The sequence below is a fragment of the Acinetobacter sp. V115_6 genome, from assembly GCF_031799025.1.
Lineage (GTDB): Bacteria > Pseudomonadota > Gammaproteobacteria > Pseudomonadales > Moraxellaceae > Acinetobacter > Acinetobacter pittii.
In genome coordinates this window covers 126,219-150,676 of record NZ_JAVQNO010000016.1, presented here as the reverse complement: position 1 = coordinate 150,676, position 24,458 = coordinate 126,219, and the positions used below count along the sequence as shown (strand labels likewise).

Sequence of the window (24,458 nt, the reverse complement as noted above, 5' to 3'; positions counted from 1 at the left end):
AGATTAAACGAACAAGTGTAAAAACACAGCATAAATCGCAATACACACACAACTCACAATCGTCCCCGAAGCAATATAAGCCGCAGATCTTCCCGTCCCTTGGTAATGTGTTTCTAGTGCTACAATATTGGCTGCTGGCGGCAAACAAAACATTAAAAACATCACTCCAATTTGCTGGCTGATATTGGGAATGGGTAAAAATCTATAAGTTAAGCCACAGAGAATAAATCCGCACACTACTTTAAATGCTTGAGCTTTAGTACTGTAAATTAAGTCTTTCAAATGCACACGAGTACGGCGTAGCCACATTCCCAGCACACACATACCAGCAAAAGTCATGACAAACTTGGCAACTTCATATACCCAATGTATAGCAGGATGCTCGATATGTTGAGCACCTAACGACCTAAGTAAAAGTGCACAAAATATTGAAATACATGGTGGAGAAGTTAAAACCTTTTTTAATATGTTGAGCTTACTTTGTGGTGCAGTGGTGACTGCCGTAACAGCCCATGCATTTCCAAAAAGAGACATACCAATATATAAAGCCACAATAGGAGCCGTAGCATCAGGGCCAAATAAAGCCATAGCAAAGGGAAAACCAAGCCACCCCATATTGGTATAACTCACGCATAGCGCTAACAATCTGTCTTTAAATAGAGCTAAATAGGCAAAGAAAATAAGAAATGCTGAACCGAAGCTAAACAGCATCAAACTCAAACTACCTGGCTGATAAAATACCATGTTGTAAATAATCACAATCGGAATCAGGAGTCGTGCAAGCCAAGCTGAGAGAATAGGTTTTATAGTTTCTGCAATGGAAGTCTGAGCAAGTAGAAGTCCTGTGATAAATGCCAATACAGGCAGTAGTAGCGCCACGCTCTCTCCTCTTGCTCATTAAAACCAGCTTGCTATGCTACACCTTTTCAAAATGAAATGTATTCTCCATTTCAAGTAATTTAAGTGACTCTTTTCAAACTATGTATCAATAAAAAAAAGGAGATATGCAGTTTATAAAATTAACTTTTTAGATTTTGGCAGCCATTCATTGTCTTAAAAATGACATATAAATGTCACATTCCTGTCATGGCAACCTGTTGATATAAAGCAAACTGAAAAGAGGTATAAGATCATGGCCGGTTTATCTATTTGGCATGTCGTTATTTTTGCAATTGTCGTTATTTTATTATTCGGTACGTCTAAATTAAAAAATATCGGTAAAGACGTAGGCGGTGCAGTAAAAGACTTTAAAAAATCAGTTCGTGAAGAAGATGAGACCACTGCTCTTAATACTCCACGAACAATTGATGCCCAAGTCAAAACACCTGACAGCACATCAGTAAAAAGCTAAAGGTTTTCGACCATGCTTGATGTAGGAATGACAGAGCTACTCTGTTTTGCAATTATTGCAATTTTAGTTTTAGGTCCGGATAAACTTCCAGAAGCTGCACGCTTTGCTGGTCGTTGGTATGTTCGCCTAAAACGTTATATTACCAATTTGCAAAATGAGATTGATCAAGAGTTGCGTCTTTCTGAGTTTCGAAAAGAGATGCAAGAAGAACTCAACCGCATTGAAGCACTAGAACGTAAAGTACAACAACAGCTTGAAGAAATTCAAAAGCAGAATATTTCTGAAAATATAGATAAGGCTGAGGCAACCAAATCAGTGCCCCAACCTATTCGGATATGTCTTCCTATATCAGGCCATTATAAAGTCCCATACATTAGAAAATTTATGCCTTTAGCATCATCAACTGATATTTCAGAGACATCACCTGTTAAATTGAAGATTGCCGTATGAACCAACTGCCTTCAACCACTGTAAATAATCAGGAAAATTTAGACCAAATGCCAATCATGAGCCATTTGGTCGTTTTACGACGTCATTTATTTAGGATTGTCGGAGTAACCTTATTTTTATTTTTTTGCTTATTACCTTTTAGAAATAATACTTACCAATTACTATCTGAACCTTTGAGGCTGCAACTTCCAACCTCCTCGTCAATGATTGCAACAGATGTCACTGCAACCTTTATGGCGCCTTTTAAACTCAATTTATTTGTCGCACTTGTGCTGGCAATGCCATTTATTCTTTATGAAATCTGGTCATTTGTTCGTCCAGCACTCTATCAAAAAGAACGTCATTTAGCACTACCATTACTCATCGGTAGTATTGTCTTGTTTTATGCGGGTGTTGCTTTTGCATATTACATTACTCTTCCGGCAATTTTACATTTCTTTATTAGTGTATCGCCTGAAACTGTTGCACCGATGACGGATATTAATAGCTACCTAAGCTTTTGCTTAAAGTTATTTTTAGTTTTTGGACTGACTTTTGAAATTCCAATCGCGACACTCCTCCTTATTTTAATCGGTGTGGTAAATACAAAAAGCCTTGCTGAAAAGCGACGTTTTATTATTGTTGGATGCTTTTTTGTAGCGATGTTTATTACACCACCAGATGCAATTTCAATGGTGATGTTAGCAATTCCAATGTGGTTGCTTTTTGAGCTCGGCCTGCTCTTTGGTAAAATTCTTGAGAAAAGAAAAATCCATTCTGCTGAATAAAATGATTTCTAGAAAAAAGCCTGAGCCTACAAGTTCAGGCTTTTTTATGTAGAGCACTTTTTAATCTACAAAGCAATAAACTGTCTTCAAAGTGACTTAAAAATGTAAGAAAAGTGTCATTTTCAGTCCATAGAATCAACTCAACAAATATACCCACAAAATTTACGGATTTATTATGACAACTGCTTCTACTCAACCAACGCGTCGCGAAATTTTAAAATGGTTTTCGGGGATTCCTTTTCTACCATTAGGAGCGATGGCTACGGCAGCAACATTAGCAGGTTGTAATGATAGTGATGACAGCTCAGTAGTCACTCCAACACCGCAACCAAGCAAATTTAAAAATGCAAAATTCACAGCAATGCCAGCGCCAACAACTGCAGCTGACCGTGCAACAACTGTAGTGAATTCTAAATTAAAAATTGATTGGGAAAATTCAACCAGTACTGAATACCAACTCGCTTATAAACCTTTCTTTAAAACAGGTGATAGCGTACCAAAGCACGGTGGTGGAACAATTATCGCGGGTGGTTATTTTGATGTTAACGGCAATCCAATTATGGATAAATCAGTTGCTGGCAAAGAACGTCAATTCTTTTCAGACTGTCCAGATGGTTCATCTCTAATTCAATTAGAAGGTGCGAAAGTTGAAGGCGTAGCAAACCCAGTGTTTCACGTTGTTCAATTTGAATACAACTCTAAAGACCAAGCAGGTGGTGATACTTACGGTCAGTTACCATCTCCAATCGCAATTTTGACTTTAGATCAAGACCAAAAAACAGGTCACCTAGAACTTAAAAAATACTTCAATGTTGATACTGCACCAGTACACGGTTTATGGATTACTTGCGGTGCTAGCTTATCACCTTGGAACACTCACTTATCAAGTGAAGAATACGAGCCAGATGCATTCAATCAAGGTATTGGCGGTACAGATCCAAAATATCTTGGTAAATACTTCTTTGGTGATGAAACTAAAGCAAACCCTTATAACTACGGTCATTTGCCAGAAGTAACAGTTAACCTTGATGGTACTGGTAGCATTAAAAAGCACTATTGTTTAGGTCGTATTTCTCACGAACTTATCCATGTTATGCCAGACAACCGTACAGCACTTATGGGAGATGACTACACCAACGGTGGTTTCTTCATGTTCGTTGCTGATAAAGAAAAAGATTTATCGGCAGGTACGCTCTATGTTGCTAAATACATTAATACCCTAACTGAAACCTCAACTGCTAGCATTCAATGGATCAAACTTGGACATGCGACAAGTAAAGAAATTGAGGATTTAGTTGCTGGTGGGATTAAATCAACTGACATCATGGAAAGTTTAACAACCAATCCAAATGATGCTAGTTATACTGAAATCACTTTGGCAAAAAAACAGCTTTGGGTCAAACTTAAACCAGGTATGGAAAAAGCGGCCGCTTTCTTGGAAACACATCGTTATGCAGCACTAAAAGGTGCAAGTATGGCATTCACCAAGATGGAAGGTACTAACGTAAATATTAAAGATAAAGTTGCTTACTCTGCTTTAGCTAATATTCAAGATTCAATGGTCATTGGCGGTAAAGGTTATGTCGCTGGACATAATGTCGCGTTCTCTAAAAAAATTACTGCTGGTGGCGTGCTTTCACACAAATTAGGTAATAGCTTTACAGACAATGAAGGCAGTGCAATTAATAGTGAGTGGGTTCCTCTTTACTCATATATGCTGCTAATGGGTGAAGATCTTGCTACGAAAGATAGTTTAGGTAATACAGCGAACCCAGACAAAATTGCTAGCCCAGACAATCTGAAGTTCTCTGAAACTTTACGCACATTATTCATTGGTGAAGACTCAGGTAACCACGTGAACAACTTCTTGTGGGCATACAATGTAGATACCAAAGAGTTAACACGTTTACTTTCTACACCAGCAGGTGCAGAGTCAACAGGTTTACATGCTGTAGATTCAATCAACGGTTGGACTTACATCATGAGCAACTTCCAACATCCAGGCGATAGCAGCAGTGTACCTGAGGATGTTAAGGCATTAATTAACCAAAATTACAATAATGGTTATAGTGCTAACGTGGGCTATATTACAGCAGACCCAATAGCCCCTTCTGTCACAACTAAATAATTTTTCATAACCTCTCTAAACATTAAAGCTGGCTAAGGTCAGCTTTAATGTTTTTACATTCAGCTTTTACTTTTTATGAAAATTAAATGAAAAATTACAGAACTTTTCATTAACTTATCATCAAAACGTCAACGCCTCGTCACATTCACAAACTAAGCTCATGAAGAATTTTAGAACAATCTCTTTATTTACTTAGGAATTTCCCATGACAGAGCTGACGCCATATCATGAAGACCAAGAATTGGATAATAATACTTCTGACAATATCCACTTCCGCGACATTTTAGAACAACACATCAGTCGCCGTAGTTTAATTACTAAAGCAGCAAGTGGTGCTGTAGCATTGACTTTAGCTTCTACTTTAACTGGCTGTAATGATAGCGATGATGATTCAGGTTCTAACAACGGTGGAACCACACCTGTAGATCCAAATAAAAAACCAGAAAAATTAACTTTTACTGCCGTTGCGAAAAACCATAACGATATTGTGACTGTACCTGAAGGTTATGAAGCAAATGTCATTTATGCATTGGGTGATTCAATCAACCCTAATTTTGGCGAATGGGACGACAATAATATTCCATCAGGCCCAAGCTTTCAGTTCCGTTCAGGCGACTGTCATGATGGTATGCATTTCTTTGGTTTAAATAATTCAACAAACCGCTTTGACGAGAGTGTTTCAGCACAAGGTTTGTTGGTGATGAACCACGAATATATCAATCAGACTTTCCTTCATCCTAAAGGTCCAACAAAAGTTAATGGACGCCGCCCTGAAGATGAAGTCATTCGTGAAACCAATGCACATGGCGTTTCTATTGTTCACATCAAAAAAGATGCAGCAACTCAACAAGTAACAATTGATAAAAACTCTATTTTTAATCGTCGCATTACAGCTTCTACAGTAATGGAATTTGCAGGAGCTGCGGCTGGTTCAAACCTACTGGCAACTCGCTTCTCGCCTGCTGGACGTCAAACACGTGGCACTCATAATAACTGCGGTAATGGTCATACCCCTTGGGGCACATACTTAACTACAGAAGAAAACTTTATTGGTTACTTTGCTCGTAGTACGACTGATGACGCGTTACGTACTCCAGAAGAAATTATTGCACTGAAACGCTATGGCTTAAAAGCAGGATCTGGTTCACGCTACGGCTGGGAAACAGCAATTGGTCAAGTAGAATCACAAGACTTATATGATCGCTGGAATGCCGACGTAAAAGGCACTCAAGCAACACAGGACTACCGCAATGGACCAAATACATTCGGTTGGATGGTCGAGATTGATCCTTTTGATAACCGCCTGAACCCAGTTAAAAGAACATCACTAGGTCGTTTTGCACATGAAGACAGTGCTTGCCGTGCCGTAGCAGGTCAGCCATTAGCATTTTATATGGGTGATGACTCTCGCGGTGAATACATCTATAAATTTGTCTCTAGCGCAGTGTGGGATGCAAAAGATGTAAATCGTGGTTATGCAGCTGGCGACAAATATATGAACGCAGGTAAATTGTATGTTGCCAAGTTTAATAATGATGGTTCAGGTCAATGGATTGAACTTGCCTATGGCAAAAATGGCTTAAATGAGAGCAACACGACTTATCCATTTAAATCTCAAGCAGATGTTGTCACATTTGCACGTTTGGCTGGCGACTCAGTCGGTGCTACAAAAATGGACCGCCCAGAATGGTGTACGGTCAACCCAGTGAACGGCGAAGTTTATGTTACCCTAACCAACAACTCAAATCGTGGTAAAGATTACGCAACCGATGCTGCCAATCCACGTAACTACACAGACCTCTACAACGGCACTAAAGAGCAAAAGGGTAACGTTAACGGTCATATTATCCGTTTTAAAGAAACTGATGACAAAACGACTGCTGAAACCTTCAAGTGGGATATTTATCTATTTGGTGCTGAAGCATCTATGGCTTCAAACATCAACTTATCTGGTTTAACAGACAACAATGATTTGTCATCTCCAGACGGTATGTGGTTTGACCCACGTGGCGTACTTTGGATTCAAACAGATGATGGCGCATACACTGATGTCACTAATTGTATGATGCTTGCTGCGCTACCAGGCCAGATTGGAGATGGTGCTCCTGCAACTACTTCAAATGGTCAGCAAACTTTAGTGGGTGCTAAAGTTACAGACTCAACTTTGCGCCGTTTCTTGGTGGGGCCTAAGCAATGTGAGATTACAGGTATTGCGATGACACCTGACTACAAAGCAATTTTCATTAATGTTCAGCACCCTGGTGAAGATTCTGCAAGTTACGCGACACCAGAAAGTAACTGGCCAGCAACCCAGAAAGATCCAAGTAACAAAACTGCGCGTCCACGCTCAGCAACTGTTGTGATTACCCGTAAAGATGGCGGTGTGATCGCGGGCTAATTCTTTTATAACTATGAAAATGCCGGTCGATTGATCGGCATTTTTATTATCATCGATTTAAGAGAACCTGCTGCTGAACAATTTGCCCACTATGCTCGCCTTGCTGAGTCTTTTCCAGCCAAAGCCATTCATTATTAGTCATTCTTAGAAAATTTGAACAACGTGTGCCATACACAGGGCTTTGAATAAAAGTCGATGACAATAACTCTTCCATTTCTGGCTGAATGCCCGTATTGGGTAATAATGCAGTTGTGACCTTACGTTCATCTTCAAGAATATCCCATGCAGCGTGTTGCAAAGTTAACTCTTCCGTCTGGTGCTGAAGCATAGGCAAAAACTCTTGCGTAAAACGTGTTCTTAAATGTCTGGTTTTTTCCCAATGTTCAGACATCAAACCATTTGAAACCACATAAACACCATTGGCTAATACTTGCGGGGCTTCACCACGGTTACTCATATAAACCGCTTGATCAGCATTTCCCATAAATAGGTTAAAGCCAGCAAAGTTCTGTTGCTGCTGTTCTAATTGTTGAGCAAATCGAATCGGTAATAAATCTGACTCTAAAAAAGCCTGAACTAAATGCCCCCGAGAAGTTTCATATGATTTTTGATCTCGTCCATCACGAAAATTGGTCAAGACAGCCCATCGGCCTTCAGGTGTAACGCCCATCCAAGTCCCACCCGACTGTAAATCTTGCCCAGCAATAATCGGTGTATGTTGCCACTGATGTAACAATGCTGTTGGTCGATGATAGAACTCATCCCGATTTGACATAAGACATAAGGGCATATCATCCAGAACATGCCATGCTAAAGCCACAATACACATCTTTTCTTATTCCCTATCTTTACACATTGAATGTACAACATTTTTCACATCATTCCGCTACAATCTGTCAAAACGTAAGATCAAGGAGCAGCAATGCTGACCTATCCTAATATCGATCCGGTCGCAATACATCTAGGACCTCTTCAAGTCCATTGGTATGGACTCATGTATTTATTGGCATTTTTATGTGCTTGGGGGCTTGCTTCCTACCGTGCCAAACAGCGTGATGGCTGGACATCAGAAATGGTTTCCGATCTGGTGTTTTACGGTGCTTTAGGTGTCGTTCTGGGCGGTCGTGTCGGCTATGTCCTTTTCTATGAGTTTGATAAATTCCTTGAAAATCCGATTTGGTTATTCCAAGTCTGGACAGGTGGTATGAGTTTCCACGGCGGCTTTTTAGGCGTCATGATTGCGATGTTATTTTGGTGTAAAAAATATCAAAAAACATGGTTCCAAACCCTCGACTTTATCGCCCCATGTGTACCGACTGGCTTAATGTTTGGTCGCTTTGGTAACTTCATTGGTGGAGAGTTATATGGTCGTGCAGTAACTGACCCAAATTATCCATTCGGTATGATCTTCCCAACTGACCCATTACAACTGGTACGCCATCCATCACAAATTTATCAAGCAATTTGTGAAGGCTTAATCCTATTTATTGTCTTGTGGTGGTTTAGTTCAAAACCACGTCCACGCATGGCAGTTTCTGCCCTATTTTTAATGGGCTACGGTGTTGCACGCTTCGTAATGGAATTCTTCCGTCAACCAGATGCCGACCAAGGTTTTATTTTGTTTGGCTGGATGACTAAAGGTCAGATCCTCACCGTTCCAATGCTATTAATTGGCCTTTGGATGATGTGGTATGCCTACCAAAAGAAAATCTATGACTGGGGCCCACAAAAGAACAGTTAATATGATAAATCAGAGGAGTTTCGGCTCCTCTTTTCTTTTTTATGCTACAGTTTTTACTCTCCAAAAAATGAAGATACGACATGCTGGAATTCTGGTTTAACACTCAAGTCCCGACATTTAAAAAATTAGTAATTTTAATTATTACACTGTTGATCTGTATTGGGTTATATCAGTATCAACCACTGCCTTTAGATACCATTCTAATGTTTACAGGAACTGGGGTTATTTTTTTAATCTGCCGCTATTTTAAATTGCATTTTGCTCAAAAAAATCCAACTGGCCTACTTTATCGCCTGCTGACGTGGATACCTATCGCTCTTTTATTTGCACTTATTTTTGTTAAAACAATGCCGAACTTGCTGATCTGGGGTGTGCAAGGAATCGCTTTTATGGCGCTTGCAGCTTTTATCTTTTCACCTCAATCACTTTTTAATAAATAGGCTCAATATATGCTGGCTTATTGGTACAACGCACCACGTCACATCAAACTTATCTTCATTATTGTTGTTTGTGTTGCAGTTTATGCAGCCAATCAGGTTCAGCCTTTATCTCCTATTTATACAATACTCAGCCTTATTTTCGGGTTTGGCTTACATATTGGGCATTACTTGAATACCAAACTTTCAAACAACACATCAGGCAAATCGAGCTTGGGAGTTTTAATCAAAATCTATCCTATTTTAATCATTATTATTTTGATGTATTTGCTTCCGGTTCAACATAAATGGATTCATCTCATACAAGCTTTAGGCTTTGTACTGATTGGCTTTTTCCTTGTCTCGATTTATCAAAATCGTGCTAAACGATTTTAATTACAAACTATTGCTCGCTTTCCTACCTGTCATTAAACCATGTTATTATCTTCCACGGTTTATTGATCCAGAAACCATCTCCCCTTCTATTTTATGGAATTAATCCGAACTCGAGAGTGTTATGCGTGCATATTTAGACCTACTACAACATATCCTTGATAATGGCGGTGACAAAGGCGACCGTACAGGCACAGGAACCCGTTCTGTATTTGGTCATCAAATGCGTTTTGATCTCTCTAAAGGTTTTCCTTTACTCACCACAAAAAAAGTTCATTTCCGCTCGATTGTGATTGAGTTACTTTGGTTTTTAAAAGGCGACACCAACGTCCAATACCTAAAAGACAATAAAGTTTCAATTTGGGATGAATGGGCAACAGCAGAACAAACTGCTCGCTTTGGCCGTCCAGAGCATGAACTTGGACCAGTCTATGGTCATCAATGGCGTAATTTCGGCGCAACTAAAAATGCTGACGGTACTTATAATCAAGATGGTTTTGACCAGATTAAATGGTTAATTAACGAAATTAAGACCAATCCAAACTCGCGCCGTTTAATTATTTCTGGTTGGAACCCAAATGAAGCTGGACAAGTTGCCTTACCGCCTTGCCATACGCTCTTCCAATTTTTCGTACAAGACAACAAATTGTCATGCCAGCTTTATCAACGTAGTGCTGACGTATTCTTAGGCGTGCCTTTTAATATCGCGAGTTATGCTCTACTCACCCATATGATTGCTCAAGTGTGCGGTTTAGGTGTAGGTGATTTTGTCTGGACTGGTGGTGATACACATCTTTATGTAAACCATTTTGAACAAGCTAAACTTCAATTGACACGTGAGCCTTTACCGCTATGCCAATTGAAACTAAATCCAGAAATAACTGATTTGTTTGATTTCAAATTTGAAGATATCGAGATTGTAGGTTACGAGTCACATCCTGCAATTAAAGCACCAGTTGCAGTATAAAGACGGCTTAAATTTCATTAGATTACGGTTTAGAGAATAAGATTATGGCATGGCAAAATGTAGAAGTTGTCCACGTTGTGGCAATGGACAAAAACCACTGTATTGGTAAAGGCAATGCGTTGCCATGGCATATTTCTGCCGACTTAAAACATTTTAAAGAAATCACACAAGGTGGCGTGGTCGTGATGGGTCGTAAAACCCTTGAGTCTATGGGCCGTGCTCTACCAAACCGTGTGAACTGGGTGATTACCCGTGACATTAACTGGCAATTTGATGGCGTTAAAGTTGCGTATTCAATTGAAGATGCCTTAAATGCAGCTTTAGAAGATGTAAAGAATACCGAAAAACAAGCTTTGTTCATTATTGGTGGTGGTGAAATCTTTAAGCAAACCTTGTCGATTGCAGACCGTCTTGAGCTCACTCATGTTGACTTAGATGTACAAGGTGATGCACATTATCCAACAATACCGAGTGAATTTCATAAAATTGCGAGTGAACAGCAAGTTGATGAAAAATCAGGAACTTCATTCGAGTTTGCGACTTATAAAAAATAATTTTATGGATGCCCATGCACAATATCGGAACACGTGAATTTATTACTGCTCTACTTTTTGGGCTATTACATAGTTTATTCACGCTGTTTATTGTGTTTTCTAGCATTTGGGTATGCGTAGCGCTTTGGGTTCAACAACCTTTTGGCTGGTTAGGCAGCCGCATACTCATTGGCATCTGGATTGCTTTTGCACTCAGCATGGCTGGCTTATATGTTGAAGGTCATATTATTAGCCGCCGTACCGATATCCTGATTTACCTTGTTGCTTTTGCTTGTTCGCTAGTCTGGTATTTTTCCATTACTGCACGTCAAGATCGTGATTGGAACCCAGAAGTTGCCAATATGCTGAGCTATGAAAAGCACGGCGATGTAATCACTTTACACAATGTTCGTAACTTCAACTGGCATCCTGATGGAACTTATGATGTACGATGGGAAACCCGAACATTTGATCTTAAGCAATTAAATGGCATAAACATCATTGCCTCTTACTGGATGGGACCACAAATTGCTCATACACTGGTAAGCTTCGAATTTAAGAATCAGCAACCTTTAGTCTTCTCAATCGAGATTCGTAAAGAAAAAACTGAAGAGTTTTCAGCAATTGGCGGATTTTTTAGGAAATATGAACTGAGCTTAATTGCTTCTGATGAAAAAGATATTGTTTACACACGCAGTAACATCCGCAAAGAGCAAGTTTATAATTTTCCTGTTAACATGCCTCGTAGTGAGCAAAAGGCTTTATTTTTAGAATATCTAAAGAAATCCGATGAACTTCGTGCAGAACCAAAGTGGTACAACACTTTAACCAGTAACTGTACAACCTTAATTTTTGATATGGTTCAAGCGATTAATCCCTATCAGCTTCCTAAAGATTATCGTCTAATCGCTTCAGGTTACTTACCTAATTATTTATATGATCTTAAAGCACTTAATCAAAATATCAGTTTAAAACAGTGGTATCAAATTGCGCATATCAATCCACGTACTGAAAATTTTGAACAGCTTTCAGATCAGAGTAGTCAACACTTCTCTCAAATCGTTCGACAAGGTTTACCTAAAGCTAAATGAAATAAGTAATGCACTTTTCTTTACTTTTTTATACATGCTTTACTTTGTATTTTAAATACATAAACCCTATTGTAATAGGCAGGAAATAGAGGGAAAAACAATGCAACAGGCATTATTTGGCGGCGGCTGTTTTTGGTGCGTCGAAGCTGTATTTTTACAAATACGCGGTGTAGAAAAAGTAACGAGTGGTTATGCAGGTGGACACACCACTAACCCTACCTACGAGCAAGTATGTCAAGGAGACACCCAGCACGCTGAGGTGATCTTAGTCGACTTTGATGAACAGCAAGTAACTTACTCCCAGTTACTCGACGTGTTCTTTGCGACTCATGATCCAACGACTTTAAACCGTCAAGGTAATGATATTGGCACGCAATACCGCTCTGTTATTTACTATTATAATGAAGAGCAAAAACAGGCAGCGGAACACACGATTCAGACTCTAAAAAATGATGATCTTGATATTGTGACTGAGCTCTCCCCTGTTCCGACATTCTATCCGGCAGAAGAATACCATCAGAATTACTATGCAAAAAACCCTTCACAAGGTTATTGCAACTTTGCGATTCCACCAAAGCTGCTCAAGCTATATAGTAAATTCCAGCATCTGATGAAAGATCAATAAATCAGAGCAATAAAAAAGCAACCAAACTGGTTGCTTTTTTATTGAGTAAACTAAATTTTAGTTTTCACTGACAAAGGCAATATCGCTCAGTCCGGCTTCACTGGCGCGAGACATTACCTGAGCAACAGTATCGTACTTCGACTCTTTATCAGCACGAAGTTGAACTGTTGGCTTAACATCACCTTGACCTGCTTCTTGAAAACGTTTTTGAAGCTCATCTAGGCTAATTACTTGAGTATCCCAAGCCACTTCACCATTTGCATTGATACTAATCGTAATAGCTTTTGGTGGTGGATCAATAATTTCAGCAGTTGTTTTAGGAAGCGTTAATGGAATCGATGGGTTGGCAACTGTTGCTGTGACCAAAAAGATGATCATTAACACCAACATAATGTCGATTAGCGGAATGAGGTTCATCTCATTCATGCCACTATCGTGGTCTTCACCCAATTGAAAAGCCATTAAGCTTGACCTCCAACATAACTTTGCTGTGCAGTTTTAACATCAGACTTTACAGTTGAGTCTTGCTGCAACATCGTGTCAATTAATAAACTGTGTGCTTGATCTTGTAAGTCATGAGCAAGACCACGGTTTGCACGTACACAAATGTTATAAGCCAATACCGCAGGAATCGCAACTGCAAGACCAAGACCCGTCATAATCAGTGCTTCACCTACTGGTGTAGCCACTTGAGCCAAACCTGCTTGTCCGCTTTTACCTACCGCAACCAGCGCATGGAAAATACCCCAAACCGTACCAAATAAACCTACGAATGGTGCAATTGAAGCAATGGTTCCTAAAACAGAAATACCTTTATCAGCATTGGCCTTTTCAGCAGAAATCTGACGAAGTAATGCCTGCTCTGCAACCGCTTTACGCTGTTCAAAACTCAAAGGTTGTAACTTTGCTTTGAGCGAAGTGATAGCCTGAGAAAGTTGAGCATAAGCTTGTTGTTTTAGCTGGCGAGTCCCCATCAAACGTAAGATGAAAACTGTCCAAGTAGCAATCGACATTGCCAATAAGATGAAATACAGGGTTTTACTCACTGCATCTGCATGTTGCCAATAGATTGAAAAGTTCATATTGAACTCCTGATTAAGGTTAGCCGTTGGGACTCAAATTCATTTAAGGGGTTAAATCAAAGGGTTGCTCTGCTTTAATTGGATAAGCAACGCCATTTTCCATATAAGGTTTAAACTTTGCACCGCGAACAGCGCGGACCACTTTGTCATCTAGACTAGAAATACCACTACTTCTAGTCACTCGTACATTAATAATTTTGCCTTTCTCATCGGCTTCAATCAGTACCATGACAGAGCGCGCTTCGCCTTGTAAATCTTTTGAAGAAACTGTTAAGCGTGGTGAACGGCTCCACTGTACACCTGAACCACCAATTGAAACTCGTTTCGGTGATGGATCTGGAGCAGGTTGAGCTTTAGGCGCTTCTTGTACTACCGGCTTAGGTTTTTCAACAACTTTTTCAGTAACTGTTGTCGTCGTTGTCACCACTTTGGTTTCAACTTTAGGTTCTGTCTTTACTGTTTCTTTTGGTGTTTCAGCCTTTTTCACCTGTTGAATCTTTTCCACTTTTTTCGGTGGTGTCACAGGCTTTTCAACAACTTTAACTTCTTTTACCTCTTTCTTAGGTTCCGGCTTTTTAGGTGGTTCCTTCGGTTTAGGAGGCAGTGGTTTTGGTTGCTCTTGAATTTTTACGAAACGTACCTGTAAAGGCTTCTTCTCGATTGGCTTTAATTCAGCAGGCTTAATATGGCTGACCGCCCATAAGACCCCGATATGACCAATTGCAACCGCAATTAGTGCAGTGATGACTTTCTTTTTCATCGGATTGGGAGAGTTTAAGGCTGCGGAAGATTGACTCATAAGAATCTAATTACCTAATGGATGATGATTTCAGATCTCTATTTGTAGAAACGATTTCAAACATCGGATAGAACAATAAAGTGCCACAATAATAAATGAGAAGTGTTTTCATTTGCAACTATTTTTTGAGAAAAACATTTGCTCAAGATCACTACTTTGTATCAGTTAAGTGTCTTTGCTTTTGTTTTCTCATAGTTACATGAACGAGTATCTCTTGTTCACAAAGTGTTTAATCTAACTTATATAGCTAGGCTAATTTCACTATAAAGAGATCAAATCCTATCACAAACTCACCCACTATTGTTACGTTATATCATTTCAATATTTTTTTTGATATAAAAAAACACGCATGAAGCGTGCTTTTTTAAAATAAGCGTTATTTAGAAAACAACCGTCTTGTTACCATCAACAATGATACGGTCTTCCAAATGCCATTTTACTGCGCGTGCCAATACATTACGCTCTACATCTTCACCTAGCTCACGAAGTTGCTCAACATTATAGTCATGGCTTACACGCTCAACGTCTTGCTCAATAATTGGGCCTTGGTCTAGATCAGCAGTTACATAATGAGCTGTCGCACCAATTAACTTCACACCTTTTTCATAAGCTTGCTTGTAAGGGTTAGCACCCACGAAAGCTGGCAAGAAAGAATGGTGAATATTGATGATTTTCATTTCCCATTTCGCAACAAAATCTTCGCTTAAAATCTGCATGTAACGTGCAAGAACCAATAAGTCATTGCCTTGCATCATTTCATCAATTTGTGCATAAGCTTCAGCTTTATTGTCTTTTGTTACTTTAATTACAGTAAATGGAATACCGAAATTCTCAACGGATTCACGTAAATCTTCATGGTTAGAAATCACATGCGTAATTTCACAAGGTAACGACCCACGTGCATGACGCCACAATAACTCAAGTAAAGCATGGTCGACTTTAGAAACTAAAATACCAACCTTTTTAATTTCGTTTACGAAAGCCAGACGCCATTGCATGCCATAACGCTCAGCAACATTCGCAGCAAATGTTTGAATTAATGCATCTTTACGCGACTGTAAATGGTCAAGTTCAAATTCAACACGCATGAAATAACGTCCGCCCTGAGCTTCCGTCGCATACTGGTCAAGCGCGGTAATGTTTGCACCTTGGTGGTACAAAAAGCTCGATACAGCCTGTACGATCCCAGGCTTGTCTTCACAAGTAATCAGTAAACGGGCTGTATTGGCAGTGGTCATATTCATTTGGTTAATATCACTTAATTGAGTCAATTTTTTAATAAGCCGAGTATTCTAGCGCCCTAAATAAACAAGCACAACTATTCATCTTTTAACGACGACAAGCTGGCGAATAGATCAGAAGGCCCCAGTGACTCAAGCAACTGCTCATAAGTTGCTCGGCTTTCTCCCATCAGATAAGGACCTTCAAGGAAAACCATTTGGCGTAATGCCTGCCAAACCCATTTTTCTTCTAAGTGGTTATTGTCACTAATGTGACCAGACATATATAAAAAGTTTGTCCAGTTTGTTAATACAATCCACAAGTTAATAATGAGTGCTTCAATTTCAGACGGCGTCATTTTCATAAGACCTGCATCGACAAAGGCTTGATAAATCTTTTGCCCCTGCTGCATGACCTGTCCAGCAAACCGTGGATAAATCTTTTTAAAGTCTTCGTTACTTTCAACTAAATGATACACATCGCGATGAATAAAACGGTAACTCCATAGTTGACCGCTTAACACTTGAAAATAGCTGATTTTATCATTGGTCGTTAATGGCCTGTCTTCAGGTAAAGAAAGCATGTCTAAAGTCTCAACCTGATATTGGTACATTAATTCTTTAATGATTTCATGCTTATTCCGAAAATGATAATACAAGTTTCCCGGACTAATACCTAACTCTGCAGCAATATGATTGGTTGTAACCGAACGTTCACCTCGCTCGTTAAAAAGCTGCAAACTGATTTGTAAAATCCGGTCTTTTGTCTTCAGAGCTTTAGGTAGAGACATTTTAATAACCTTTAATAATTCACATGGTTAAGACTTAAACACATAAACCGACTTGACTATTTAGAGTATTTACTCTAAAAATTAAGTATATCAGTATATTTGGTAAGTACCGATGAACAGTCAAACAAAAACAAATCCAGAGACTCAGCTTCCTTATGATGTAAAGCATTTACATGACTTGCTTGAACAACAAAAGCTTGCTTATTTACGTCATCCGGTACCCACTGCTAAAGAGCGTATTGATCGTTTAGCTCGTCTTAAAAGAGTCTTGGTAAAATATCAAGATCAGATTGCCGAAGCAATTAACCTTGATTACGGCAATCGTGCAATTATGGAAACAAAAATTGGTGAGCTACTCACGAGTTTGGAACAAATCAAATATTACAGTAAGCATCTGACTGCGTGGATGAAACCTTCAAAACGCCATATCAGTGTATTACATCAGCCAGCAAAAGGTTGGGTACAATATCAGCCTATGGGTGTGATTGGTATTATTACACCATGGAATTACCCATTATTACTTTCAGTTGGACCTCTGATCTGTGCACTAGCTGCGGGCAACCATGCCATGATCAAAATTTCTAGTGCCTCTCCAAATTTTGGACGTGTCCTTGAAAGTGCATTAGCAGAAGCATTCCCACAAGAATTAGTTGCTGTGGTAAATGGTGGTGGCGTTATTTCAGATGCGTTTAGTCATTTGCCTTTTGACAAAATGATTTTCACAGGCTCAACTTCTGTTGGTAAAACAGTGATGGCAGCCGCAGCTCAAAATCTAGTTCCAGTTATTCTTGAGTTGGGCGGAAAATCTCCTGCTCTTGTGCATGCATCTATGGATATGAAAGATGTGGCTCAACGTATTGCTGTAGGTAAATTATGGAATGCAGGACAAACTTGTGTTGCGCCAGATCATATTTTCTTACCACGAGGCAAAACTGCTGAGTTCATCGAAAACTTTAAATTGATTGTGGCTGGAATGTATCCTCATTTCCGCAACAACCAAGACTACACCTCTATTATTAATGATAAACAGTACAACCGCATTCAGGGTTATCTTGAAAATGCCCGTGATCAAGGTGCACGTATTGTTGAAATTAATCCGCAAAATGAAATTTTAGATGATGTCCGTAAAATTGCGCCAACTTTAGTCACTGGCGTGACGACCGCAATGGATATTATGCAAAATGAAATCTTCGGGCCTATTCTGCCAATTTTAGAATATGACCAAATAGAAGAAGTCATCGAATTCATTAATAGTCGTCCACGTCCTCTAGCGATGTATTATTTTGATTATGATCAAGCGCGTGCTGACTATATTGCACAGCACACCCATTCAGGGCATTTCGGAATTAACATGGTGATTACCCATGTTGCACAAGATGATTTACCGTTTGGCGGAATTGGCGCATCAGGTATGGGTAAATATCACGGACCAGAGGGCTTTTTTAGCCTTTCTCATGAGCGTTCGGTGATGTCAAATCCAAAACTTTATAGCCTTAAATACATTCTTCCACCGTTCAATAAGCCGATTCATCGTTTCATTTCGAAAACCTTGTTGCGCTAACTGATCAAGGCATGATCTGTTATACTAAATCATGCCTCGTTTTTACCAATTTCGCTTGTCTTTTAATCGTATTTTTGGTATAAAACGCCCCTTGAATGAATTCATCCGTTTACATTTAGTATGACTGGCCACAGATTTGCTGTTGGCTGAATCAATGGAGTTACACCATGTCTAAGGTTTGCCAAGTTACCGGCAAGCGTCCAGTCGTTGGTAACAACGTCTCACACGCCAACAACAAAACCAAGCGCCGGTTCGAGCCGAACCTGCACCACCACCGTTTCTGGTTAGAAAGCGAAAAACGTTTTGTACGTCTTCGTTTAACCACTAAAGGTATGCGTATTATTGACAAATTGGGTATCGAAAAGGTTGTTGCAGACCTTCGTGCTCAAGGTCAAAAGATCTAAGGAGTCTGAGCAATGCGTGATAAGATTCGCCTCGTTTCTTCAGCTGGTACAGGTTACTTCTATACCACGACTAAAAACAAACGTACTATGCCGGAAAAAATGGAAATCAAAAAATTTGATCCAAAAATCCGTCAACACGTGATTTTCAAAGAAGCTAAAATCAAATAATTTTAGCCTCGAAAAAAACGACTTCTTTATGAAGTCGTTTTTTTTTGCATTTTTTTTATACCCACCTTTTTGTTAAACTTTCTCTATATTCCGCCTTGGCATTTTTTATGCTTGTTTTTAGCCTAACTCACGTAAAAGGAGTTTTTAGTGCCGCATGACGTAGATTTAATTATTTTACTTGCTGTTGGTTTCGGCGTTGCCCTCATTTTTGGCTATATTGCAGCCCGATTACGACTCCCCCCTCTAATCGGCTATTTAATTGCCGGAATTATTATTAGCCCAAATACACCGGGTATAGAAGCAGATATCCACCTTGCCAACCAGCTTGCAGAACTCGGGGTCATGTTCCTGATGTTTGGTGTAGGGATGCACTTTTCATTAAAAGACTTATTACTAGTTCGTCGTATTGCCTTGCCTGGCGCAATTTTACAGATCGCTGTTGCAACCTTACTTGGTATTGGCGTTTCAATGCTATGGGGATGGAGTTTCGGGTCTGCACTCGTTTTTGGCTTAAGTCTATCGTGTGCGAGCACGGTTGTATTATTAAAAGCATTAGGAGACCGAGGTCTTTTAGACTCAGTTAACGGCAAAATTGCTGTGGGTTGGCTGTTAGTCGAAGATTTAGTGATGGTACTGGTTTTAGTACTTCTTCCGGCTACAGCTGTTTTACTCGGTGGAAAAGCACCGGCAGATGCAGACGGTAATATCTGGTTAACCCTTGGGATAACCTTATTAAAGGTGATTGGCTTTATTGCCTTTATGCTCATTGTAGGTAAACGTGTTGTACCTATTATTATGCAATTCGTTGCTCGTTTAGGGTCACGAGAGCTATTTACACTGACCGTCGTCGCTGCTGCTGTTTCGATTGCTTACGGCTCTTATGCCATCTTTGGGGTTTCAATGGCTTTAGGGGCATTCTTTGCGGGTATGGTCGTTAAAGAATCAGACTTTAGCCATCGTGCAGAAGAAGAGACTCTCCCACTACGTGAAATTTTCTCGATTTTATTTTTCGTTTCTGTGGGTATGCTGTTTGATCCACATATTCTTGTGGAGAGTCCGCTACATATTTTAGCTGTTATCGCGATTATTATGGTGGGTAAGACTCTTGCTGCAATGGCACTGGTTTTATTCTTCCGCTATCCAATCAATACAGCTTTAACAGTCGGGGCAAGCCTTGCACAGATTGGTGAGTTTTCATTTATTTTGGCGACACTCGGTGTTTCTTTAGGCCTATTAAGCTTAGAAGCTCAGAATTTAATTCTAGCTGGTGCTTTATTTTCAATTACACTTAACTCTTTCATCTTCTCAGCCATTGAGCCTGTACAACGCTGGATTCGTGAACGCTCTCACTTAGCTCGACTGCTTGAACGTAGTGGTGACCCATTAGCAATGTTACCCGATGAAGTTGATCAAGCTTACTTACGTGATCAGGTTGTGATTGTGGGATATGGCGGTGTGGGAAGACGTATTACTGAAAATTTAATTAATGAGAATATTAAAGTCGTTATTGCAGAAGAGAATCGTGAAATCGTAGAAAAACTACGTAATGCAAATATTGCTGCTGTGAGTGGTGTTGCTACTGAACCGAGTGTTTTAATTCAAGCACATATCATGCATGCACGACTCTTAGTAATCTCACCTATGGATATTTTAGATATTCACCGTATTGTGGCGATTGCCAAGCAATTAAACCCACAAATTCAGGTATTAATTTGCGCGGAAAGCAAAGAAGAAGCAGCGGTTATCCGTGACGAAAATATTGGAGAGGTGTTCTATGCAAAAGAAGAAATGGCAAAGAATATGAGCCACCACATCTTAAATCAGATCGAGCTTGCTCATCAGTCAACGGTTCATTAACTCCATATAAAAAGCGTACTCAAGAGTACGCTTTTTTTAACTCAAGAATTTAGGCTGTTCGTCTAATACCTCAGCCTGCCACTCGTTTACCTGCTTTTCCAACAGTCCAAACAATGCAGCCTGAATCATATGCTGAGCAACAACTGGAGTCTGCTCACCCAAGATTGCTTTGACTTCATCGCTAAATTGAATTTTAACCAAGGGTTCATTCTCAGAACCTGCATTACGCAAGGCGAGTTCACCACCTTCGAGTTGAACTAATTCCAACACTGCTTCTTGATTTCCAAATAACTCTTTCAATTGCTGTATAGACATATACTTCCTCCATGTTTCAACATGGTGGCAAAGCACCCTTGCACTTTGCATCTCTTGTCTTATTTATATAGGCACACCTAGTCTAAATTTCAAGCATCTAGGCAGTTTAATTTTAGAACTCGACCATTTCGTTACGAAAACCATCAATTAAATGACTTAATTCTCGATGCCATTCACGCAAGATTTTAACATCTGGCAACCAAGACTGAGGCCCTTGTGTCACTTTAATAATGAGGTTAGAAGAAGTCTCTTCTTCCGGAGTCGGTTCTTTTGGTTCTGGGGCGTATTGGCACATACGATAAGCTCGTTTTAACTCTGCAACAAAACCATCTTTTGCCAATTGCTGCAAAACGGATACTTCAGGAGAAACCTGTCCTTTTGCCGCCATATGTTCCTCTATAGATTTTAAGGTGGGTTGCAAATCATTTAAACGGTAATAACGTACTAATTCTTGTAAGAACGCTAACATTGCGCCATGTAAATGAAATACAGCTGCTTCACGGTAAGCTTGTACCTGCTGCACATGATCGGTCTGCTCTGCCTGTTGACACGCTAAGCGTGCAAAATAGAGCTTCTGATTGGTACGATCGGCATGATAACGAGCAACACGTGACATAACTAAACTTTCCTGTTCTAAAATCGCCATTGCAACAGCTATTCTTAGCTTAACGACTCCATTGATAAAATCAACGTTATTTATGGTAAATCCAGCTCAACTTGATAAATTTTACGTTTAGCTAAAATTTTCACTGGCTGTTTTATAGGACGGACATTACTTAAGACCCAAGCAAAATAGCCTTCACTCCAAGCAGATGCACAGGCTAAATTGACCTCGTCATTTCGCCAAGCGTGAATAGAGTCAACATCAACTAAAGCGACAGCAACTCCTTCCTCTTCATCAGTATCTTTAATCAGAAAGTTCTGGTTTTCGACAATTAATAGATCTTTCACTGGTAACTGCGTAGGCACCCATGAACGCACTTCAAGTGTTTTGATACCTTCAGCAATACGAATACCATTGGGCGTTACAATCGAGAGAGCTAAAAATTGTCTTTTCATCAGGAAAACTTATTCTTCGGCTGCTTTAACTCGAATTCCATAGCCTTTAACTTTAAGCGTATTTAAACCTTTAATTGCCTTAATCGCTTCACGTGGATTCGGCATTTCAACAAAACCAAAGCCTTTCGATTTACCTGTGTCTTTATCAGTCACAAGAACACATGTATCAACTTTACCATATGCCTTAAACAACTCTAAAACTTCAGCTTCACTTACAGCACGATCTAAATTACGAACTAATATTTTCATTTTCTAACCTTAATTGGCAATAAAAGGGAGGGCCAATATACATTTAAGTAATCACAGCGTCTTATACAGTAGTTTAGTCCAGATCGATACCAAAACCTAAATTTACTGCAGGAGATCTGTTCCATTGTTTTTTAGTAAATTGCTGAGGTACTTGCCTATGAATTTTTGCTTTAACCAAGTGTGCAGGCAGATCATTTAAGAAATAACTCTCAACTTTACGACCTTGCTCATCATAAGTGTCTTGCGACCACGTATTAAGATTTTGCTTCGTCAAGATTAATTCATTTTCAGCACGCGTTAAGGCAACATATAGCACACGGCGTTCTTCCTCAACATCATCAAAATCACCCAGAGCCCTTGCATAAGGATATTGATTTGGCGATACATGAGGTACATAACAAACTTTCTGTTCGGTACCCTTAGCTGAATGAATCGTAATTAAAGTTACCAAATCTTGATCAGCAGCTTTTTCAATTTCAGAAACTGAAATCGGCTCAAGTACATATTCCTCAAGGAATTCACCTAACGACGCATGCTTTCGTGCAAGTTGCTTAACCAAATCAAAGTCTTTTAAACGACGTGACCAGTCTTTAGTTTTATAATTTTGCTCTAGCTGTTCACCTAAAGCATCGAGGGCCAAGCCAATACTTGCCTCGACATGCTGCTGTAATACATCTAGCTGTTTTAAAATTAAAATCGCTTGTAGTGGTACCTTGCCATGGCGTTCAAGTCGCTGACAGCGCTCCTCGACATCAACAATTCCGATCAGCTCTTGGGCTAACTTACTCGCTCCAACATCGCCAATCCCATCCCATAAGGTTAAAAAGCGCATCCAAGCCAAATCATCGTGAGGGTTACTCACAATACGTAAGAGACTGAGCACATCCTTTACATGGGCCGACTCAAGAAGTTTTACACCACCAATAAAACGGTAAGGTAGTTCAGCAGCAATAAAAGCCCCTTCCAGATATCGTGCACTATAGCCAGAACGCACTAAAATCATATGGTCGTGCCAGCTTGCACCTTGCTGATGTCGCGTTATTAAGTCCTGTGCAATCCAGTTTGCTTCTTCATACTCATTACCAAATAGGTGTAGCTGAGGTTTTTGCCCTTGCCCACGATGGGCTTGCAGCTGTTTTTGATAATCAATTGGACTGTGTTCCAATAACCAATTTGATAAATCTAAAATTTCTTGAGTCGAGCGGTAATTTAAATCCAGTGTATGAATGACTGCGTCAGGTATCCGCTCTTTAAAAGAATGGATATTTTCAAAGTCAGCACCGCGAAAACCATAAATCGACTGGGCATCATCGCCAACACAAAACAGCTTCACTTTACCAATCAACGGCTGCAATAAAGCCCACTGCAAAGGATTAGTGTCTTGCATTTCATCAACCAGCAATGCCTGACAAAAGCCTGCCACCCAGTTGGTGAGTGCTTCAGAATTTTGCAAATGGACAGCTACAATTGAGAGAATATCGTCGTAATCTAAAAAATTACGTTCTCTTTTACGCTGCTCATAGGTTTTCATTAAATCTGCAATTTGAGTCTTATGCTCATAGGCTTCTGGAAGCTGTTTGATTAGCGCTTCAGAAAGTTTTGTTTGAGTATTTCGGGCATAAGAATATAAATCACACAGCTCTGCGGCTTTAGGTAAGACGTTATCTTTATCTTTGCCTCTTAATAAGCGAAACATGAGCAATTGATCATCACGATCAATAATACTAAATTGATTTAACCCAAAAGCTTGAGGATTTCGACGTAGCAAATACATACAAAAAGTATGAAAAGTTGAAGCTCTCAGACCCTTTGCCTGTGCTCCCACATGTTGCTCTACTCTTGCAACAATCTCACTCGCAGCACGTCGAGTAAACGTTAAAATCTGAATTTGGTTCGCTGGTAAGCCTTGATCAATTAAATAGGCTGCACGCGCAACAATCGTTTTAGTCTTGCCACAACCAGCACCCGCCAAAACTAAACAGTTCTGCGCAGACGTTGTTGCTGCTTTTTTTTGCTGAGTATTTAGTTCATTAATTAATTTTGCAAGACTCATAACACATATCGCTAACTCACCAAGGCATAGTTTAACAGAG

General features: G+C 39.7%; 27 protein-coding genes and 1 pseudogene. 16 read left to right on the top strand and 12 right to left on the bottom strand.

Features of this window, described 5'->3' with window-relative positions:
- Positions 1 to 3 precede the first annotated feature (3 nt).
- Positions 4 to 879, bottom strand: coding sequence for an AEC family transporter (locus tag RMA94_RS03930; protein ID WP_086265046.1), 876 nt, complete (start codon positions 877 to 879; stop codon positions 4 to 6).
- Between the two features lie 253 nt (positions 880 to 1,132).
- On the opposite strand from RMA94_RS03930, the gene RMA94_RS03925 reads away from it, so the two are divergent.
- The 5 genes from RMA94_RS03925 (at position 1,133) to RMA94_RS03905 (ending at position 7,094) form a co-directional block, all read left to right on the top strand.
- Positions 1,133 to 1,351: a Sec-independent protein translocase subunit TatA gene (locus RMA94_RS03925; protein ID WP_002114991.1), complete on the top strand. Its 219-nt coding sequence runs from the start codon at positions 1,133 to 1,135 to the stop codon at positions 1,349 to 1,351.
- A 12-nt stretch (positions 1,352 to 1,363) separates the two neighbouring features.
- On the top strand, positions 1,364 to 1,801 hold the full coding sequence (gene tatB, locus RMA94_RS03920) for a Sec-independent protein translocase protein TatB (RefSeq protein WP_002114889.1): 438 nt from the start codon (positions 1,364 to 1,366) through the stop codon (positions 1,799 to 1,801).
- A complete protein-coding gene (tatC, locus tag RMA94_RS03915) occupies positions 1,798 to 2,568 on the top strand; it encodes a twin-arginine translocase subunit TatC (RefSeq protein WP_044101265.1) in 771 nt (256 codons plus the stop codon). Before tatB ends, tatC begins: the two co-directional genes overlap by 4 nt.
- 175 nt (positions 2,569 to 2,743) lie before the next feature.
- Positions 2,744 to 4,696 carry an alkaline phosphatase PhoX gene (locus RMA94_RS03910; RefSeq protein ID WP_311081927.1) on the top strand — a complete coding sequence of 651 codons (1,953 nt, stop codon included), beginning with the start codon at positions 2,744 to 2,746 and terminating at the stop codon, positions 4,694 to 4,696.
- A 205-nt stretch (positions 4,697 to 4,901) separates the two neighbouring features.
- The gene (locus RMA94_RS03905; RefSeq protein WP_311081925.1) at positions 4,902 to 7,094 is read left to right on the top strand and encodes a PhoX family phosphatase; all 2,193 of its coding nucleotides are present in this window, start codon (positions 4,902 to 4,904) and stop codon (positions 7,092 to 7,094) included.
- 49 nt (positions 7,095 to 7,143) lie between these two features.
- On the opposite strand, the gene RMA94_RS03900 is transcribed toward RMA94_RS03905, so the two are convergent.
- The gene (locus RMA94_RS03900; RefSeq protein ID WP_032005164.1) at positions 7,144 to 7,923 is read right to left on the bottom strand and encodes an NRDE family protein; all 780 of its coding nucleotides are present in this window, start codon (positions 7,921 to 7,923) and stop codon (positions 7,144 to 7,146) included.
- A gap of 93 nt (positions 7,924 to 8,016) precedes the next feature.
- Here RMA94_RS03900 and lgt point away from each other — a divergent pair, with 93 nt between their 5' ends.
- The 7 genes and pseudogenes from lgt to msrA all read left to right on the top strand — a co-directional run bounded on the left by lgt (position 8,017) and on the right by msrA (position 12,860).
- Entirely contained in the window at positions 8,017 to 8,835 is an 819-nt protein-coding gene (gene lgt / locus RMA94_RS03895; RefSeq protein ID WP_005066098.1) for a prolipoprotein diacylglyceryl transferase, read from the top strand.
- Positions 8,836 to 8,915: 80 nt separating this feature from the next.
- Positions 8,916 to 9,275 carry a hypothetical protein gene (locus RMA94_RS03890; protein ID WP_002115133.1) on the top strand — a complete coding sequence of 120 codons (360 nt, stop codon included), beginning with the start codon at positions 8,916 to 8,918 and terminating at the stop codon, positions 9,273 to 9,275.
- A 9-nt stretch (positions 9,276 to 9,284) separates the two neighbouring features.
- A pseudogene (locus RMA94_RS03885) lies at positions 9,285 to 9,750 on the top strand (hypothetical protein).
- Positions 9,751 to 9,768: 18 nt separating this feature from the next.
- A complete protein-coding gene (thyA, locus tag RMA94_RS03880; RefSeq protein WP_017398793.1) occupies positions 9,769 to 10,611 on the top strand; it encodes a thymidylate synthase in 843 nt (280 codons plus the stop codon).
- A gap of 44 nt (positions 10,612 to 10,655) precedes the next feature.
- On the top strand, positions 10,656 to 11,165 hold the full coding sequence (locus RMA94_RS03875) for a dihydrofolate reductase (protein WP_032035374.1): 510 nt from the start codon (positions 10,656 to 10,658) through the stop codon (positions 11,163 to 11,165).
- Positions 11,166 to 11,179: 14 nt separating this feature from the next.
- Positions 11,180 to 12,235: a DUF4105 domain-containing protein gene (locus RMA94_RS03870; RefSeq protein WP_311081923.1), complete on the top strand. Its 1,056-nt coding sequence runs from the start codon at positions 11,180 to 11,182 to the stop codon at positions 12,233 to 12,235.
- 100 nt (positions 12,236 to 12,335) lie between these two features.
- On the top strand, positions 12,336 to 12,860 hold the full coding sequence (msrA, locus tag RMA94_RS03865; protein ID WP_002114706.1) for a peptide-methionine (S)-S-oxide reductase MsrA: 525 nt from the start codon (positions 12,336 to 12,338) through the stop codon (positions 12,858 to 12,860).
- Positions 12,861 to 12,917: 57 nt separating this feature from the next.
- Here msrA and RMA94_RS03860 read toward each other — a convergent pair whose 3' ends face one another.
- The 5 genes from RMA94_RS03860 to RMA94_RS03840 form a co-directional block, all read right to left on the bottom strand.
- The gene (locus RMA94_RS03860) at positions 12,918 to 13,322 is read right to left on the bottom strand and encodes a biopolymer transporter ExbD (RefSeq protein WP_000885432.1); all 405 of its coding nucleotides are present in this window, start codon (positions 13,320 to 13,322) and stop codon (positions 12,918 to 12,920) included.
- On the bottom strand, positions 13,322 to 13,942 hold the full coding sequence (locus RMA94_RS03855) for a MotA/TolQ/ExbB proton channel family protein (RefSeq protein WP_001011664.1): 621 nt from the start codon (positions 13,940 to 13,942) through the stop codon (positions 13,322 to 13,324). Before RMA94_RS03855 ends, RMA94_RS03860 begins: the two co-directional genes overlap by 1 nt.
- 43 nt (positions 13,943 to 13,985) lie before the next feature.
- Positions 13,986 to 14,741 (bottom strand): energy transducer TonB, encoded by a 756-nt coding sequence (locus RMA94_RS03850; protein ID WP_016144264.1) that lies wholly within the window; start codon positions 14,739 to 14,741, stop codon positions 13,986 to 13,988.
- A gap of 380 nt (positions 14,742 to 15,121) precedes the next feature.
- Positions 15,122 to 15,985: a formyltetrahydrofolate deformylase gene (purU, locus tag RMA94_RS03845; RefSeq protein ID WP_005066088.1), complete on the bottom strand. Its 864-nt coding sequence runs from the start codon at positions 15,983 to 15,985 to the stop codon at positions 15,122 to 15,124.
- A 74-nt stretch (positions 15,986 to 16,059) separates the two neighbouring features.
- Positions 16,060 to 16,752, bottom strand: a complete 693-nt coding sequence (locus RMA94_RS03840) for a TetR/AcrR family transcriptional regulator (RefSeq protein ID WP_086265051.1) — start codon at positions 16,750 to 16,752, stop codon at positions 16,060 to 16,062.
- Between the two features lie 112 nt (positions 16,753 to 16,864).
- On the opposite strand from RMA94_RS03840, the gene RMA94_RS03835 reads away from it, so the two are divergent.
- The 4 genes from RMA94_RS03835 (at position 16,865) to RMA94_RS03820 (ending at position 20,742) form a co-directional block, all read left to right on the top strand.
- Entirely contained in the window at positions 16,865 to 18,313 is a 1,449-nt protein-coding gene (locus RMA94_RS03835) for a coniferyl aldehyde dehydrogenase (protein WP_086265052.1), read from the top strand.
- Between the two features lie 167 nt (positions 18,314 to 18,480).
- Positions 18,481 to 18,717 (top strand): 50S ribosomal protein L28, encoded by a 237-nt coding sequence (gene rpmB / locus RMA94_RS03830; protein ID WP_000048256.1) that lies wholly within the window; start codon positions 18,481 to 18,483, stop codon positions 18,715 to 18,717.
- Between the two features lie 12 nt (positions 18,718 to 18,729).
- Entirely contained in the window at positions 18,730 to 18,885 is a 156-nt protein-coding gene (gene rpmG, locus RMA94_RS03825) for a 50S ribosomal protein L33 (protein WP_001205031.1), read from the top strand.
- A 147-nt stretch (positions 18,886 to 19,032) separates the two neighbouring features.
- The gene (locus RMA94_RS03820; RefSeq protein WP_311081918.1) at positions 19,033 to 20,742 is read left to right on the top strand and encodes a cation:proton antiporter; all 1,710 of its coding nucleotides are present in this window, start codon (positions 19,033 to 19,035) and stop codon (positions 20,740 to 20,742) included.
- A gap of 36 nt (positions 20,743 to 20,778) precedes the next feature.
- On the opposite strand, the gene RMA94_RS03815 is transcribed toward RMA94_RS03820, so the two are convergent.
- The 5 genes from RMA94_RS03815 to RMA94_RS03795 form a co-directional block, all read right to left on the bottom strand.
- Complete coding sequence (locus tag RMA94_RS03815; protein WP_002114792.1) at positions 20,779 to 21,057, bottom strand: hypothetical protein; 279 nt, start codon at positions 21,055 to 21,057, stop codon at positions 20,779 to 20,781.
- A gap of 112 nt (positions 21,058 to 21,169) precedes the next feature.
- Positions 21,170 to 21,673 carry a DUF6586 family protein gene (locus tag RMA94_RS03810; RefSeq protein WP_005066079.1) on the bottom strand — a complete coding sequence of 168 codons (504 nt, stop codon included), beginning with the start codon at positions 21,671 to 21,673 and terminating at the stop codon, positions 21,170 to 21,172.
- An 80-nt stretch (positions 21,674 to 21,753) separates the two neighbouring features.
- Positions 21,754 to 22,116, bottom strand: coding sequence for an ASCH domain-containing protein (locus RMA94_RS03805; RefSeq protein ID WP_086265053.1), 363 nt, complete (start codon positions 22,114 to 22,116; stop codon positions 21,754 to 21,756).
- 9 nt (positions 22,117 to 22,125) lie between these two features.
- Positions 22,126 to 22,365: an RNA-binding protein gene (locus RMA94_RS03800; RefSeq protein WP_002115113.1), complete on the bottom strand. Its 240-nt coding sequence runs from the start codon at positions 22,363 to 22,365 to the stop codon at positions 22,126 to 22,128.
- A 73-nt stretch (positions 22,366 to 22,438) separates the two neighbouring features.
- Positions 22,439 to 24,418, bottom strand: a complete 1,980-nt coding sequence (locus RMA94_RS03795) for an ATP-dependent helicase (protein WP_311081916.1) — start codon at positions 24,416 to 24,418, stop codon at positions 22,439 to 22,441.
- Positions 24,419 to 24,458 lie beyond the last annotated feature (40 nt).